This window comes from Terriglobus sp. ADX1, assembly GCF_036877645.1.
GTDB lineage: Bacteria > Acidobacteriota > Terriglobia > Terriglobales > Acidobacteriaceae > Terriglobus.
In genome coordinates this window covers 1-254 of the sequence record NZ_JAEDXV010000120.1, presented here as the reverse complement: position 1 = coordinate 254, position 254 = coordinate 1, and the positions used below count along the sequence as shown (strand labels likewise).

Below are 254 nucleotides of genomic sequence, written 5' to 3'. Positions count from 1 at the left end.
GACGGCTCCGAAATCTACCGCATCGCCCCCGACGGCACACCTCTGCGCCTCGTCGCCCTCCAGCAGGACGTCGTCTACGCCCTCACCGTTCGCAACAACGCACTCTTCGCCGCCACCGGCAATCGCGGCCGCGTCTATCGCATCGACACAGCGCAGGCCAACACTTACACAGACATCGCGCACACCGAAGCCAGCCAGGTAACGGCCATCGCGCAAACGCCCTCCGGTCTCGCTCTTGCCACCGCTAACAGCGG

The 254-nt window shown here is 65.7% G+C and carries 1 pseudogene; it reads left to right on the top strand.

What is annotated here, in order from left to right:
- A pseudogene (locus JAO32_RS19870) lies at positions 1 to 254 on the top strand (hypothetical protein); the annotation flags it as partial.